The organism is Chitinophagales bacterium (assembly GCA_017303415.1).
GTDB lineage: Bacteria > Bacteroidota > Bacteroidia > Chitinophagales > Chitinophagaceae > SpSt-398.
Map to the genome: position 1 here is coordinate 1 of JAFLBJ010000001.1, position 16,674 is coordinate 16,674.

The following is a 16,674-nucleotide window of genomic DNA, read 5'->3' on the forward strand; positions in this document are numbered from 1 at the left end:
TAAATTGTGAGTTCATCATCTGCACTCCTTTAAATGCAAGCATTACAAGACTAATGATTCCAGTAATGCTGATTACTGCATACACCAAAGCCAGCAGCAAAATATCATCCCACCCGTAGGCGCCTGCTGCCAGAAAAAGGCTTTCCACTTCCAGGCAGGGAGATAAAAACATGGTAGCTGCAAAAATCAACACCCACTTGGTTTTCGATTTTTTATATTGCTGTACATCCTTATTGGCAGCATGATGATGGTGCGGCAGGTTTATAGTAAAATAGATTAATCCGAATATTATCAATAGCACCGGTGCAATTACATGCACATATCCTTCATATTGATGTGCCAGTTTTGAACCAACCATTCCCAATGCAAAACCAAGAATAACAGTGCCCAGCACATGTGCAGATGCTGTGATAGATGCTACCAGCATCAATTCATACTTTTCCCATTTCTCCGACCTGGCAATAGCCACCAATGGCAACCAGTGGTTTGGAATAAGTGCATGAGTAATGCCTAATAATATAGTGCCTGTTATAATGCTGTACATTTTCCGATACTGTTATTATACAATTTTGCTTTAAAAAATTAATCAGTGTTATCTTTTTCGTTGTGTTTATTTATCATTTTCTTTTTCCATTTTACATACCAATGCTGGTGATGCAACGAAAGCAGGAAATACAAAGCTATTGCCCCTACAATTGCAATAATGAACATGTTGAGCCCTACTGCCACACCAACTGCTGCGGTACACCAAACAGTGGCTGCTGTTGTTAACCCATGCGATGTTCCGGCACTGCTGTTGCGATAGATAATGCCAGCCCCAAGAAAACCCACACCTGTAACAATATTAGCTATCACTCTTGACGCAGCAGCAACATCGCTTACAAGATGAGCTGCAACAGCAGTAAATAAAGTAGCACCAATAGAAACGGCAGCATAGGTTCTTATGCCGGCATCCCGGCCATGCTTTTCCCTGTCAAGCCCTATAAAAGCTCCAAGCAGGAATGAGACAATAAGCTTGGCAACAATAATTAATTCAATATTTATATCCATCATTAAAATTCTATGCTAAAGTTCAAACTCATTTTAATGTTTCTAAGCTCTCTTCCTCCGTCATTATCCATTGAAGAGCTTTTCCCTTTTCTGTCATACCGAAATACACTATCCTCGCTTTTGTAAAGGGCTTCATAATGGAATACATCAGTGTCAGATACTTTTGTTCTCCTACGATGGCAATTTTATCTATATCATCGGCATGTGTGAAATCCGCTTTGCTATCTTTTATTTCGAGAAAACCATTCTCCCAAAAACCACCAGAGCTTTCCGATGTATTGCCCTCCATTTCAAAATACCAACGAACCTTTTTACCTGTCCGGATAATATTGTGAATCAGAGGATGAATTTTTTCGTAATCATTTATGCCTAATATATCATTGGCTCTTGTAGCAATGATATTCTTTTGAGTGATATCAAGTATTTGTAACATGCCTTATACCTTTTTAATTTTACAAAGAGTTATAAGTCCTTTGCGTTAAATGTATCCCCTTGCTTGATATCGCCTGTTTGATAGCCCTTTTTAAACCAGTACATCCTTTGCGCAGAAGTGCCATGCGTAAAAGCATCGGGCATTACCTGCCCCGTTGACTGCTTCTGCAACCTGTCATCTCCAATAGCACTGGCTGCATTCAATGCTTCATCAATATCATCTGCATCCAGAATATTTTTCATCTTCTGTGTGTGATGCGCCCATATACCGGCATAAAAATCTGCCTGCAGTTCCATCATCACCGAATACTTGTTGAATTCAGTTTCGCTTAGCTGCTGGCGCAGCCGGTTCACTTTATCTGCCGTACCCATCAGGTTTTGAATATGGTGCCCCACTTCATGTGCTACTACATAGGCCATCGGGAAATCGCCGGGTGCATTCAATTTGTATTGCAAGTCCTGGTAAAAAGAAAGATCTATGTACAGTTTATTATCACCGGGGCAGTAGAACGGCCCTGATGCAGAACTTGCATTACCACAGGCAGATTCTACCACACCACGAAACAATACCAGTGTTGGTTCTGAATACTGTTGCCCTTTTTCGGTAAAAATTTTATTCCATACATCTTCTGTTTCTGCCAATACTACTTTTACAAAGGCAGCCCTTTCGTCATCGGCCTTTTGCTCTTCAGGAGTTAATTGCGACGACTGGTTTGTTTGTTCAGAAAGTTGCTGTTGAATTTGTGACGGGTCAATATTATTACCGCTTAGTAAAGTATAAAGCAGGTAAATAACAATGCCGGCCACACCACCGCCTGCGGCAATTTTTCCACCAGATAGCCCCCGGCGGTCATCTACATTGGAGCTTTCTCTTCTTCCAATCCATTTCATGATTTCCTGATTTAAAATTTTAGAGATGATAAATATTAGTGATGGCCTCCATGATGACCTCCACCATGGTGTCCGCCATAACTGTGATGCCCTACATTAATGTGCCGCCCTAAGTCAATATGCGGCGTAATGATAGGATACAGAAATGGCCTGTTGTATCCCCTTCGATACCGCCTGTAATAATTTTGATTTGCCACATTTTGGTTGGCAGATGACTGTGTGGTAAAAACATCTTTAGCACCATTGGCATAAACTATCTGCACCACATCCGATTTGTTGGCCACATAAACAGGTCCTTCAGCATTATCAGCTTTGTAATACCGGATTTCTGTTGTGCCCACTTCGGCTACTTTACCATTGATAGTTTCGCCGTTGCGCAGGGTGATTACATCCTGAGCAAACAGCATTGATGCTGACAACAGCATCACAAGAACTGCAAATAACTGTTTCATAATTTTAAGTTTTAAATGATGATTTATTTTTTCTTTGAATCCAATTCATTGCCGCCCATCTTCATACCCAGGGTATCTGTTTCTTTTCGTTCTTTGTGAGTGGAATCATGTTTTTCTGATTGTATCTCTTTTCTTTTTTCTTCGCCAGCATTGGTACAACTACTACCAACAGTTATAACTATGATAGTGATTAGGAATAATATCTTTTGCATGTTAAAATGTTTTTTTATTTGGGTGGGTACGGAAACCCTGCCGCTCAAGGTTTTCCATTTTTAAAACGGGACAAACAAAGCAGGGCTCCGACCCATGTATTTCTCTTTAATCTGTTAAAGTTTTGAATAAACATTTCTGTCATTATTTATAAGCCGGTTCATCAAATCCTCTTTCCCCTTAAATTCTCTTGGAATTAACTCAAGCCCTAACAAATGATTTATTATTTTCACAATACTTCTTTTAGTACTCGTCACCCAAAAAGTAACAGCTTCGTAAGTTTGAGCACTGTCCTGAAATATTAATGAATTATAATCGATATTATTACCGCTAATCGCATACGAAATATTCTTATCATAAATCTTTATGCCCAAAGTGTCTTTGATTAAACGCCATAGCATATTGTCAAAATATTTCAATCTGACAAGTGTTATTGATTGATGAATATTTCCAATTGTAATGCGACTCAGGAAAGTATCAGAATAAGCGTATTCGAAAGTTCCCTTTTCGTTGTTGAGTTGAACAGATTTTTCAGTGATTGATAGCTGCCCCTGAAATATTGTATCTTTATAAATAAAGTTTCCTGACCCCACAATTTCAAATCTTTTAGCATCTTTTTTCTTTTTACCAGAATTTAACAATTGAAAAAAGGAATATGAGTTACTTCTTTGAGAATATGAATCCGAAATAGTAAATAATAAAATGAACACTATGAGTAGTAAACGCAGTAACCCATAATATGATAATTCTATTTTCTTTTTATAAATTGCTTTCATATACCTAATATTTTAATAGGTCGCCTTATAATAAGGCAACCTATTACTTAAAATTTGATTAGTCATCCACAAGTGTAGCAGCTCCTGAACTTGCTCCTGCTGCTCCTGCAACAACACCTGCGACTGTGCCAACAACGGTCGGGCCTGTAGTTATCCCCCCAGCTATTCCACCTGCTACGTCAGAAATTCCAATAATAAGCCACTGCCACCATTTTCTTTTTTTGGAAGAAATACTTTCCCCGCCATTTAGCTTACTTTGGAAAGTATTATTCCAATAAAAAAGAGAGAACCGACCAACAGATGTAACTCTTAGTATTTCATCTTTTTCGCTTTGAGATAGATTTGAATCATTAGGAACATTATTCTCCAATTCAACTATTTTTGATTTTATATAACAATAATTGAAAGAATTGTCATCTGTGGTATCTTTCATTATAGAGATTAAATTTTTCAAGTAAGTTTTTACGTTTCTTGAATATCGGCTACTATCTATTGTATTATTAAAATATGTAGAGGTGTCAGATAATAAGATTTCTACAGATGATACTGAAAATAATTTGGAAGAGATATCTGACACTCGTCCACCGAAAGTATTTTTAATAAATTGATTAGAATATCCCACATAATTTGTTATTGTTTTTGGCTGACCTACTGCTTCCTGTATTACATATTCTAATGCCTGATTGTGGTAAATTCCAACAGAATCCCATATATTATCTGAATTATTCGGAACATTACAATCGGTTCCTTTCCCCACTAAATATGAACTTGTAGAAACCTGTGAGACCTCCACTTCTTTAGTTTTCAGATTTTGTTTTGTACAAGAAACCATAATAATTGCTGTAGTTACCAAGAAGATTAGGCTTTTTTTCTTTTGCATAGTTTTATATTTTAAGGTTTAAAAAAATGCTATTGAATTTTATCATCTGTATTCTCAACCTCTCAAAAGTGAAAGCGAACAAGATGTCATTACTTCAAAATTTTTATTTACTCTTCCTCTTCCACATTATTCATCTTCGACAATAAATCATAAGCTCCATTAATCACCACTTTGCTGTTCCTGTCAAAGCCTTCCGGTAAAATCACTTCGGTATAACCATTTTCCGAAACACCTGTTGTTACTTCAATTCTTTTAAAAGGAATATGCTTTTCAGTAGCCTCATCCTTTTTCCCATCAGCAGGTTTGGTTTCTTCTTTTGTTTCATCTGCCGCAATAAAAATGTATGACTTGCCTGCTGATTGTACTATTGCCTTATCAGGCAATGCAGTGGTGGCTGCAACACCAGTTTCCACTATTGCTTTCAAATACATGCCCGGCAACAGATTTTTATCTTCCTGCAACAGATGTCCATGCACCCGAACTGTTCTTTCGGCACTGATTTCACGGCCAATTAAATGCACTTCTGCAAAACGTTCCTTTGTTTCATTATTCAATACAAAACGTATTTTCTGACCGATTTTTAATTTCGGAACATCTTTTTCAAAAATGATAAGTTCTGCATGAAGATGGCGGGTATCTACAATTTCAAATAGCTCCTGGTTAGCGTTTACAAACTTTCCTATGTTCACCAATACCTTAGTAACATAACCGGATATAGGGGCATAAATAATTGCCTTGCCGGAGATGTTTCCCGGATTAATTTTCTCAGGATTAATGTTGATGAGTTGCAGTTTTGACTTTAAACCCTGCACCCTTGCCGTCATACTATTGTACTCACTGCTGGCTTTTTGCAATGTTTTTTTTGCATTTACATTTTCTTTTGCCAGTTCCTGTTGCCGTTCTAATTCTTCTTTCAGATATACCAACTGGCTCTTATAATCCAGATAATCCTGCTGAAGCTGGATAAATTCTGGGTTTTCGAGTACTGCTATTACTTCGCCTTTTACTACCGGTTTACCTTGCAACAAGTCGGTACTTTTTAATGTACCTCCATAGGGTGAAGAAACTGTTAATAGCTGCTGTGGAGGGACATCCAGTACTCCCGATGCCCTGATAACGCTGCTGAGATTTTTATCTTCTATAGTGCCATACTGAATATTGACGGTTTTGAACTGGTCTTCCGACAAATCCACCATGTCCGCCTCTTCGGTTTTAGTTTCTTCAGCCTGGGCAGTTTCAGCACTTCCTTTGGAAGAGCAGGATGAAAGCCATATAATGGCCGCAGTGAGTATAACAAGTGAACTTAAAAATTTCTGTTTCATATTAATTTTATTTTAGCCCGTTCTGATTAATTGATGCCGCCGATAAATTCGATAGCAATGACGGTTTGATTGTATTGGTTTAAAAGTTTAGTGTATTCCTGTTTTACAACAACAGCATTGTTGAGTGATTGCGTCAGTTCATAATAACCGATTTCTCCGGCAGTAAAAGCTTTTTGCGCCTGGGTAATAATGAGATTCGCCTGCGGTAACGCTGTATTACGGTAGTAGTTGATTTGAACTCTTTGTTTTTGCAATTCGCCAAACAGCCTTGTTAATTCTGCCTGCAGGTTGTATTGATAATTTGTCAGTTCCGCTTCACGGCGCACCCGGTTTACTTCTGCCGCTTTTACTTTTTCTTTTTGTGCCCTGGCAAATATGGGAATACTGATACCCAGATTAACACCCTGGAAACGGCGGCCAACTCCATAATATTTATCAGCTCCATTCACAGTTTGATAACCTACTAAAGACTGGTTGAAATAGCCTGCCGAGAAATCAGGTTTTAATCTTGACTGCTCAACAGCTTTTTCTCTGTTAGCAATATCAATCTGCTGTTTAATAAATGCAAGTGTAGGGTTAGAAGCAATTGCAGCAGTATCAAAATTTACCTGTATCTGTTTTTCAACAAGTGAAGTGTCGGTAATACCCGTAACAGAAGAATCTGCAGTAAACACTTTCAGCCGGTTTAATTCAATACGGTAATCTTCTTCTGCATTTCTCAATTGCGCTTTTATCTCATTCACTTTGCTTTGAGCATTATAATTTTCCAATGCATTTGTTTCACCCGTTTTGTATCGCAACGCAGATGCCTTCAATACATTTTCGTAAATAGCGAGCAACTCTTTTAATAATCTTATTTCCTCTATCCAAAAACTTAACTGGTAGTAGGATGTTTTAGTATTTGCCGCCAGTTCAGTTTGATAAATTTTCAGTTGCAACTCACTGCTTTTAATATTAGATTCGGATAGCCTTATGAGACTTTTGAAGTAAGCAGGGTTGGGTATGCCTTGATTAATATTGAAATTATTATCATAAGCAATACGACTGTTGTACTGACCAAAGGTGAGACCGACATTTGTTTTACCATAATCCTTTACTGTTTTTTTCAACTGCTGCTGGTAACTTATATCCAGCGTTCCTACTTTTACCAAGGGATTATTCTTCATTGCCGATGCAACTGCATCATTAAGATTTATGACGGTCTTTGATTGCTGAGCATTTGCAGCAAATGACGAAGCTAAAAACAGGATGAGCAATGAGGCCAAGCCTTTAGCAGGGGATGATTTTTTAGCTTTCGGTTTTATCTTTTCAAACCAAGTGTATAACACCGGCAAAACTACCAACGTAAGAAATGTGGCAGTAATCAATCCGCCTATTACAACAGTCGCTAAAGGTTTTTGAACTTCCGCTCCCGAACCTTTGGATAATGCCATCGGTAAAAAACCTAATGATGCAACCATTGCAGTCATTAACACAGGCCTCAACCTGACCGACGTTCCTTTTAAAACAATATCATTTATATCTGTCATGCCTTCTTTTTTTAAACGATTGAACTCGCTGATAAGGACGATGCCATTTAATACCGCCACCCCAAACAGCGCAATAAAACCAACACCGGCTGAAATGCTGAATGGCATACCCCTGAACCATAAGGCAAATACGCCGCCAATAGCACTCATGGGGATAGCGGTAAAAATGAGTAAGGAATATTTGATAGAACCAAACGTAAAGAAAAGTAGCAAGAGGATTAATGCCAATGCAACCGGAACAGCAACAGATAGCCTTTTGTTGGCTTCTTCGAGGTTTTTAAATTGCCCGCCATAAGTGATAAAATAACCGGGTGGCATTTTAACCTGTTTCTCAATTTTTTCCCGCATTTCTTTTACAACAGATGAGATGTCCCTGCCTCTTGTATTAAAGCCGACAATAATTCTTCTCTTTGCATCTTCACGTTGTATCTGGTTAGGCCCTAACTGCAAATTGACATCCGCTACCTGTTCCAATGGAATCTGGTTACCATCAGGTGCCGCAACAAATAAACCTTTAACATCATCAATATTCTGGCGGCCTGTCTTTTCTAACCGCACTACCATATCAAACCGTTTCTCGCCTTCATAAACAATACCGGCAGCTTCCCCGGCAAATGCAGCGCTGATTGTACGATTTACATCTTCTACATTTAAACCAAACTGTGCAATCTTATCCCTGTTTAGTTTAACCACAATCTGCGGTAGCCCGGTTACCTGTTCTATATATAAATCTTCTGCACCTTTTACCGTAGGTACAATCACACCGATTTTTTTTGCCAGGTCTGCCAACACATCAAGGTCTTCCCCAAATATTTTAATCCCTACATCCTGGCGCACACCCGAAATCAATTCATTAAAACGAAGCTGGATGGGTTGAGATAACCCATAGGAAACACCGGGAATTTTTTCCAGTTCCTTTTGCATCATTTCAGCCAACTCTTCCCGGTTATGTGCACTGGTCCATTCCTTTTTATCTTTTAAAAGAATGGTAATGTCACATGCTTCTATGGGCATAGGGTCGGTTGGTATTTCAGAAGCGCCAATCTTTCCAATTACTTCTTTTACTTCAGGGAACTTCTTCATCAGTAAATCGGAAGCCTGCGTTATTTTATCAATTGTCTGGCTTAATGAGCTACCTGTTAACAACCTTGTTTCCACCGCAAAATCTCCTTCTTCCAATGTTGGAATAAATTCGCCGCCTAATGTTCTAAAAATAAGCAGGCTGATTATAAATACACCAACGGCGATACTCACTACCAGTAGTTTCATCTTCAGTGCGCCACGTATTAATGGCGTATAAAGCCGCTGGAAAAACTTCATCATCTTATCAGAAAGATTTTCTTTGTGGCTTATTTTCTTACTTAGAACAAGGGCACTCATCATGGGCACATAAGTAAGTGAAAGCAGGAATGCGCCGAGTATGGCGAATGAAACAGTTTGCGCCATCGGGCCAAACATTTTTCCTTCAATGCCGACCAGTGCAAGAATAGGCAGGTACACAATTAAAATAATGATTTGACCAAATGCAGCAGAATTCATCATTTTGCCTGCTGACTTGTATACTTCATCATCCAATTGGTCTTGTGTCAGCCTTCCGGGTTTTCGATGGCCTAACTGGTGCATGGTTGCTTCCACAATAATCACTGCTCCGTCCACAATCAAACCAAAGTCAATAGCGCCTAAACTCATCAGGTTTCCAGATACACCAAACAAGTTCATCAATGAAATAGCAAAAAGCATGGCAAGTGGAATTACGGAAGCCACTATCAACCCTGAACGGAAATTGCCAAGAAAAACCACCAATACAAAAATCACAATCAAAGCCCCTTCAATAAGGTTCGTTTTTACAGTTCCAATCGCCCTGCTAACTAAAGCACTTCTGTCAAGAAAGGGTTCAATAACTACACCTTCAGGCAAGCTTTTCTGAATTTGGATTATTTTATCTTTTACACTGTTAATTACAATGCTGGAATTTGCTCCCTTGAGCATTAATACAATGCCACCAACTACTTCTCCTTCTGCATTACGGGTTAATGCCCCGTATTGCGTAGCATGACCCAACTGTACCGTTGCAATATCCCTGACAAGTACAGGCGAACCGCCGGACGTTCTTGTAACTACAATTTTTTCAATGTCAGTGGTTGTTTTAATAAATCCTTCGCTGCGGATAAAGTAGGCATTAGGTTTTTTGTCGATATAGGCCCCACCTGTATTTTGATTATTTTTTTCAAGGGCATTAAATACATCTGCTATAGATAGATTATAGCTACGAAGCTTATCTGTATTCAATGCAATTTCATATTGCTTTAAAAGACCCCCAAAGCTGCTTACATCAGCAATGCCGGGTGTGCCAAGCAACTGACGACGGACTATCCAGTCCTGTATAGTACGGAGCGACATGGCATCATACTTATCTTCATACCCTTTTTTGGCATGTAAAACATATTGATAAATTTCACCTAATCCTGTTGAGATAGGAGCCATTTCCGGGTTGCCGATATTATTGGGTATCTGGTTACGGGCTTCTATCAGCCGTTCACCTACTTGCTGACGGGCCCAATAAATATTGGCATCATCATGAAATACAACAGTAACTACGGATAATCCAAACCTGGATATGGAACGGATTTCCTGCACTTCCGGAATGGTCGCCATTGTTTGCTCCACCGGGAAGGAAATTAGCTGTTCTACTTCCTGTGCTGCTAATGATGGGCTCAGCGTAATTACCTGTACCTGGTTATTGGTGATATCAGGCACGGCATCAATCGGCAATTTATTTGCCGAATAAACGCCCCATATTATTAGAGCCAGTGTAAAAAGGCCAATGACCAATTTATTTTTTATGGAGAATTGAATGATTTTATTGAGCATATCTTAATTCTGTTTGGTTATGTATGATACTTAAAGAAATGAATTGCTCTTGCCACCATTGCGGCAATAAGAATGGCGCAGGCAATTCCAATAAGAATGATTTTAATGATTCTTACTGCTAAAGGCTTTTTTCTTTTCTTGCCTTTTGTAATTTTTTTGGCTGTGGCCATTGCCAGCAATGGAAAATGAATGATATAATAGCTGAATAAGCCATTATATGACTTACAGCAAATTCAATAAAGAGGTGAGATCAAGATAATTTGGGAGGTTGCCAGATACTGTTATGAGCTTCTGTGCTGAACGATACATTGTAGAGAGCATAGCTCTCCGATTGAAATTCTATTTTGTTTACCTGGGCCTTAGAGAAAGGAGAATAAAATGCCGATGCTGCACAACAGGAACATGAGCAGAATGGAGAACAGGCTTCTGTATTATGTTTATGCTGCTGGTGGTTATTATTATTATTAGATGCTGAAAATTTTGCTTCTGTCCTGACATCACATTCTTTCTTGTCGCCGCAAGGGAGACAGGAAATGTAAAGCATTGCCAGAGACAATATTGAGAACAAAATTTTCATTGGTTGCAAAAATAGGATGTTTTGTTGCAAATAACACACACTTGGGCATGTATTATTTAGCAATATTGTTGCAAATCAGGATTTTAAGCTACCTTAACCCACAGTTTGCAGACAATTTCTCGAGAACCAAAAATACATACATCTTAAATAAGGCCAGCCTTTATTGTTTTTCAATATGTATGTTCTGCAGAAGCATGACAAGGGCAAAGATTGCAAGTATAAGAAGAGCAAGAATAATCCAAAGCGCATATTTCAGAACCTTTGGAAATGACCTTTTATTCTTAGCACTTTGTTTCTTAATATCCTTCTTCATTTTTAAATTGCAATAAAAGTTTACAACAAAAGTCCGGATATTGATACTAATTCAGAGTTGGGAAATGTGTAGTTTTTTTCTTCTTGCGTTTGGTACTCACAAAGAATAATGCAAATCCACTTAACACTGTAACCAATCCAAAAATTGAAAAGAATCGAAGCAGATTATTCCCAAAATTGTCCCTGTCTTCATAATCCATCGTGTGCATCATCCACAGAAAATCAAATATTCTCCATTTGTTGTTCCTGAATTTTTGAATAGTTCCTAATTCACTGGCAACGTAAACGGTCGTTTTTGAAGGATGCTCAAATGTAATGGCATAGGCAGGCAAAGGGCTTTCCCTATATTCATGATGACCATTTGTACCCGTTAAGTATTCAACTGATTTTACTTTTGGTTCACCGTTAAATCTCATTTTGGCTACATCAACTGCTTCTTCTTTTGTAAGTGGGCCACGAAGTTGCCCAGTTACTGCATCTGCCAGGTGATTCATGGATTGGATGTCATGCTGATGATTTGCCTCGTTGTGAATTGCACTGATACAACGAACCTGGTAAAAAGGTTTACCCAATATTTCAATCAATTGAATGGATACAATTGAATCAATCTGATGAACTTTCCTGATAGTATCCAGCACCATTGTTGGGCTTACTAATGAAATATCAGATGATAAGAGTGGCGCATTTTTCTTTTGGAAGTCTCCATGTACTTCATCCATATTACTCCAACTGAAATAAAGACCGCCAATTGTCCATAATAAAAACTGGATGCCTAAAATAACACCCAGCCAGCGGTGGGTTTTTCGGATGTAATAGTGTTTGCTTTTTGCCATAAACAATAATATTAGGTACAATTATGAGTAATAAAAATACAATCAACATAGTCTGTAGCCATGTGCATTAATAATCCGATTGATATGATACGGAACTTTGGAAATAAAAGCAGCAAAGCATATATCATTATTGCGATATAACTGTGCAACGGATGAAAGCCAATACTGCAACGGCAAGGATGAAAAAACGGAGTTGACAATAAATGGTCGGCATCTATCAACATTGTTAACAATAATATCAGGTAAGTTTGTTTCCATCTTTCTCTGAAAAAGATAAAAGCTATTCCTAATGGAAAAACAAAGTGAAGAAAATAATGAATAACCTTCTGAATAATTTCCATTCTTTTTTTTCGCTAACGCTATTTTACTTTCAGCATACTTGCATTAATAGCTACCACAACGGTACTTACACTCATTAAAACGGCACCGGCAGCAGGGCTTAACAATATTCCCATTTTGTATAGCACACCAGCCGCCAATGGTAAAGCCACTACATTATAACCTGTAGCCCACACTAAATTCTGAATCATCTTTCTGTAAGTGGCCTTACCAAACTGAATCAATGAAACAACATCTTTGGGATTGCTGTTAACCAGTACAATCCCGGCTGTTTCGGCGGCAATATCAGAACCTGAACCAACTGCTATGCCTACATTGGCCTGTGCTAAAGCAGGAGCGTCGTTTACTCCATCACCTGTCATGGCAACATATTCACCTTTGTCCTGCAGTTCTTTTATTTTTTCTAATTTCTGATGTGGTAATACTTCCGCAAAAAAACTATCCATGCCTAAACGGTCGCTTACCCCTTTAGCCACTGTTGCATTATCACCAGTCAATAAAATTGATTTAATATTATTCTGACGCAGTGTTTTTATTGCCTCAAAAGATTCAGGTCTTATCTCATCAGCCAATGCAATGGAGCCAGCAATATCATCATCAATTAATACAAATACAAGAGTCTCTTCCGCCTTAACCATATCTTCCTTTGTAAGAAATGAAAACTTTTCTTTCAAATAGCCGGGGCTAACCACCATTACATCTTTTCTGTCAATTATTCCAGTTATACCTTTTCCCGTGATAGCTTCAAAACCTATAACGGCAGGAAGTACAAGATTCAGCTCTTTTGCTTTGGCTGTTATGCCAGTTGCAATGGGATGTTCCGAATTCTGTTCGAGTGCCGCTGCGTATTGGAGTACCTGTTCCTGGGTATATTTATCATTATGCGTTACATAACGTACCACCTGAAATTTTCCAACTGTTAGGGTTCCTGTTTTATCAAACACCAGCGTAGTTATCTTTCTTGCATTTTCAAAGGCAGTTCTGTTCTTTATCAGTAAACCATGTTTTGCTGATAGTGCTGTCGATTTTGCCACAACCAATGGAACTGCCAATCCTAAAGCATGGGGGCAGCAAATAACAATTACCGTTACCATTCTCTCAATGGAAAACGCCAAATCTTTTCCGGATAAATACCATACAAGGAATGTAGTGATACCTGCTACAATGGCAATAAGTGTAAGCCATCTTGCCGCAGTATCTGCAATCAATTGAGTTTTGGATTTTGATTTTTGTGCATCCTGTACCAGTTTTATAACCTGCGATAAGTAAGAGTCTTTTGCTCCATGTGATACAGAAACTTTTATGGCCCCGTTACCATTGATAGAACCAGCAATAACTTTATCCCCTTTTGTTTTTTCAACAGGTTTTGATTCGCCTGTAAGCATGGATTCATTGAGATAACTTTCACCATCCGCTATAACACCATCTGCAGCAACCTTCTCACCGGGCTTTATAAGTATTACATCATTCTCTATCAGCGATTCTGTTTTTACATCTGTTATCTTATCACCATTTACCAAATGTGCATCGTCAGGCATCAACTGCACCAATAACTCTAACTCTCTTGATGCACCTGCAACAGATTTCATTTCAATCCAATGACCTAATAACATGATAAGAATTAGCGTAGCCAGTTCCCAAAAGAAATCCATTCCCTTTAATCCAAACACAGTTGCCACACTGTAGATATATGCTACTGATATGGCAAAGGCAACCAATGTCATCATGCCGGGATTTTTTGCCCGCATTTCTCCAACCAATCCTTTTAGAAAAGGCCAGCCGCCATAAAAAAATACAACAGAAGATAAAATAAGCAATACATATTTTGAACCGGGGAAGCTGATATGAATATTTAACCAATGCTGAATCATTTCTGATAGCAGCATGATGGGAATGGTTAGAATCAAAACAACATAAAATCGTTTTTTAAAATCGGCTATGCCTGATGAATGGGAAGAATGTGTTGCTCCATCTTTTGGTTTGGAAAGGGGGACTAAAGTCATACCACACAAGGGGCATTTGCCCGGCGCATCCTGAACAATTTGCGGATGCATTGGGCAGGTATATTTTTGAAATCCTGTTGCCTTTATAATGGTTACACCAGGGGCAGTGTGTTGCTCATGTCCAGAATGCTTTTCTGTTTCTTCTTCTTTGTGCTGGTGCTGCGGATGTTCTTCACCCGCCTTCGCATTAACCGGAACGAGCTTCATTCCGCATTTAGGACAATTGCCCGGTTTGTCCTGAATAATTTCAGGATGCATCGGACAGGTATATTTTTGAGTATAATACTGATTTTCCATGACAATGATTTTATACCGGTTTTCGTGAAGAATTGTGACTAATCATAATCAGCCATTGGCCTTTCACCTTCTTTAAGACCGATGTGGTAAGTCCTTTGCGCTTTACTTCAGAATTGTCTTTAGCAATAACAATGCTATAATTGTAAGATTCAGTAGTAAAAGCATAATTTCCATCAATCAGTACATCCACCTGATAATCGCTGAAACTAAAAGATTTAAACTCCTTTAATTCAGGTGCAAGATGATGTTCCTGGTAATGAGCATAACTTCCTTCATTATTGCCTGATTCGCAAATTTTAGAATCGGCAGTAAAGAACCTTTCCGTACCCGTTACATCCAGGGATTCTATAGCACTGTTATATCTTTTCAATGCTTTTTTTACTGCATCAATGTTTTTGCTTTCAATAAGGTTGGGCATGGTGTCCCTGTTATTCATGAATTGTTTTATTGCCTCTCTGTCAGTACCAGCATCTTTGTTTTGTGCAAACGATATTGCGGTGAGACAGAACAAGCATATTGCTATGAATATGTTTTTCATTTTTTATTAAATATTTTAAAAAACAATTTTTAATTGCCTTTTACAGTTTTTGAAATCTTTTCCATTATTGAACTGTCTGAGCCAAATTTGCAAATGGCATCACAGTTCTTTCTTAGCTCTGAAAACAAGATGTATTTAATATTGATTGCTGAATTTTTTATTGCTGGTCTTGACAATTGCAGTACCACATCCTTTTCCCTGCTGTCGGGTATTATCAGGTAGAACACCTCATCCCCATCGGCTATGCTGTAATGCAAATCGGTAATCCTGAGTATGCCCGAATAAATACTGGTACTTTTCTCTACCTCAAAAGCCCCGATAACATTATTAGTGCCTTTTTGAAACCATAATACGTCAATGAGGCGGATAGTATTCTGTGTATCCTTATCAGTGTTTAGTTCGGGACATTGTGCAAGGGAAAGAAAAGAGAAATTATTACCACAATGGTTTTTGCTTTTATCGTTACTTGCGGGCACCACATCATATCCTAACGAAGAGCCTATTTTCAGCAGGTGATACTGCATTTCGGTATGCAGGTTTTCTTCCTGCTTTTCCTCCTGAATTTCCTTTTGTCTCTTCTCAACAGACTTTTCAAACTTTATTCTTTCATCTTCACTTAAATACTCATCACTTCCAATCATCATTTTTTGAGTTCCAATTTCAAAACATAGTCCGGCAATAGCACCTAAATCGTTTGAAAGGTCTGCTTTATGTTTTGTATTGGTCTCAATTAGTATTTCTCTGATTTTTAAATATTCGCTCCAACTACCCAACTTCTTCCTATCATTAAACAAAACATTAAAGCCATTTACTATAGCAGTATTGAATGGAGGGAATAAAGAAGGATGCAGGTAATACAGGATGCTGGCTACTGCCGGGCCAAGACCTTTAATTTTCAAACTATCAAGGTGCACAATCTCCTTTATTATTTGCTCCTGACTTTTGGCGTTGATACAATTTTCAAGAAACTGGCCAAAAGCTGTTTTGTTATTCTGGTTCTCGTAAATATCTGGTATTCGTAATTTCGGCTTCCAGTAAAATGGATGTGCCACACCAACAAAAATCTGCTTTTGTTCTGCAATGCAATTCAATACAAATTCAAGGCTGCTGTTTTTAAAATCATTAGGAAACGATTTATTCTTAATGTCTTCAATAACCTGCAACACACCTCGGCGTATAGTCCGAAAAGCCTTTAACCGCTGGTCGTTATCAACAAACCATGTATTGTAAACACTTTGTGTGTCGCACTTGTACTGCTGAATGATTTGAGTAAGATTAGTCATCGTTTCGTTTTAAGATTCGTAAACTGTACACTAAGAAACAAACTAAATTACATGATACTCTTTGGGTATATAGAACCGG

At 38.3% G+C, this 16,674-nt stretch carries 15 protein-coding genes; all 15 read right to left on the reverse strand.

Annotation, left to right across the window (positions count from 1 at the left end):
- Positions 1-544 (reverse strand): hypothetical protein (locus J0M30_00005; GenBank protein ID MBN8665849.1); only part of this gene is annotated, 544 nt, incomplete at its 3' end.
- Positions 545-582: 38 nt separating this feature from the next.
- Positions 583-1,053, reverse strand: coding sequence for an MgtC/SapB family protein (locus J0M30_00010; GenBank protein ID MBN8665850.1), 471 nt, complete (start codon positions 1,051-1,053; stop codon positions 583-585).
- A 25-nt stretch (positions 1,054-1,078) separates the two neighbouring features.
- On the reverse strand, positions 1,079-1,483 hold the full coding sequence (locus J0M30_00015) for an STAS/SEC14 domain-containing protein (GenBank protein ID MBN8665851.1): 405 nt from the start codon (positions 1,481-1,483) through the stop codon (positions 1,079-1,081).
- A gap of 29 nt (positions 1,484-1,512) precedes the next feature.
- The gene (locus J0M30_00020; GenBank protein ID MBN8665852.1) at positions 1,513-2,373 is read right to left on the reverse strand and encodes a neutral zinc metallopeptidase; all 861 of its coding nucleotides are present in this window, start codon (positions 2,371-2,373) and stop codon (positions 1,513-1,515) included.
- Positions 2,374-2,408: 35 nt separating this feature from the next.
- Positions 2,409-2,825, reverse strand: a complete 417-nt coding sequence (locus J0M30_00025) for a hypothetical protein (protein ID MBN8665853.1) — start codon at positions 2,823-2,825, stop codon at positions 2,409-2,411.
- Between the two features lie 23 nt (positions 2,826-2,848).
- The gene (locus J0M30_00030; protein MBN8665854.1) at positions 2,849-3,037 is read right to left on the reverse strand and encodes a hypothetical protein; all 189 of its coding nucleotides are present in this window, start codon (positions 3,035-3,037) and stop codon (positions 2,849-2,851) included.
- Positions 3,038-3,151: 114 nt separating this feature from the next.
- Positions 3,152-3,811: a hypothetical protein gene (locus J0M30_00035; protein ID MBN8665855.1), complete on the reverse strand. Its 660-nt coding sequence runs from the start codon at positions 3,809-3,811 to the stop codon at positions 3,152-3,154.
- Positions 3,812-3,869: 58 nt separating this feature from the next.
- Positions 3,870-4,691: a hypothetical protein gene (locus J0M30_00040; protein ID MBN8665856.1), complete on the reverse strand. Its 822-nt coding sequence runs from the start codon at positions 4,689-4,691 to the stop codon at positions 3,870-3,872.
- A gap of 107 nt (positions 4,692-4,798) precedes the next feature.
- Entirely contained in the window at positions 4,799-6,013 is a 1,215-nt protein-coding gene (locus tag J0M30_00045) for an efflux RND transporter periplasmic adaptor subunit (GenBank protein MBN8665857.1), read from the reverse strand.
- A gap of 26 nt (positions 6,014-6,039) precedes the next feature.
- Positions 6,040-10,413, reverse strand: coding sequence for a CusA/CzcA family heavy metal efflux RND transporter (locus J0M30_00050; GenBank protein MBN8665858.1), 4,374 nt, complete (start codon positions 10,411-10,413; stop codon positions 6,040-6,042).
- Positions 10,414-10,430: 17 nt separating this feature from the next.
- Positions 10,431-10,583, reverse strand: a complete 153-nt coding sequence (locus J0M30_00055; GenBank protein ID MBN8665859.1) for a hypothetical protein — start codon at positions 10,581-10,583, stop codon at positions 10,431-10,433.
- Positions 10,584-11,349: 766 nt separating this feature from the next.
- A complete protein-coding gene (locus tag J0M30_00060; protein ID MBN8665860.1) occupies positions 11,350-12,135 on the reverse strand; it encodes a hypothetical protein in 786 nt (261 codons plus the stop codon).
- A gap of 359 nt (positions 12,136-12,494) precedes the next feature.
- On the reverse strand, positions 12,495-14,477 hold the full coding sequence (locus J0M30_00065; GenBank protein ID MBN8665861.1) for a copper-translocating P-type ATPase: 1,983 nt from the start codon (positions 14,475-14,477) through the stop codon (positions 12,495-12,497).
- A 307-nt stretch (positions 14,478-14,784) separates the two neighbouring features.
- Positions 14,785-15,312, reverse strand: coding sequence for a nuclear transport factor 2 family protein (locus J0M30_00070; GenBank protein ID MBN8665862.1), 528 nt, complete (start codon positions 15,310-15,312; stop codon positions 14,785-14,787).
- Positions 15,313-15,341: 29 nt separating this feature from the next.
- Positions 15,342-16,595 (reverse strand): type II restriction endonuclease, encoded by a 1,254-nt coding sequence (locus J0M30_00075; protein ID MBN8665863.1) that lies wholly within the window; start codon positions 16,593-16,595, stop codon positions 15,342-15,344.
- Positions 16,596-16,674 lie beyond the last annotated feature (79 nt).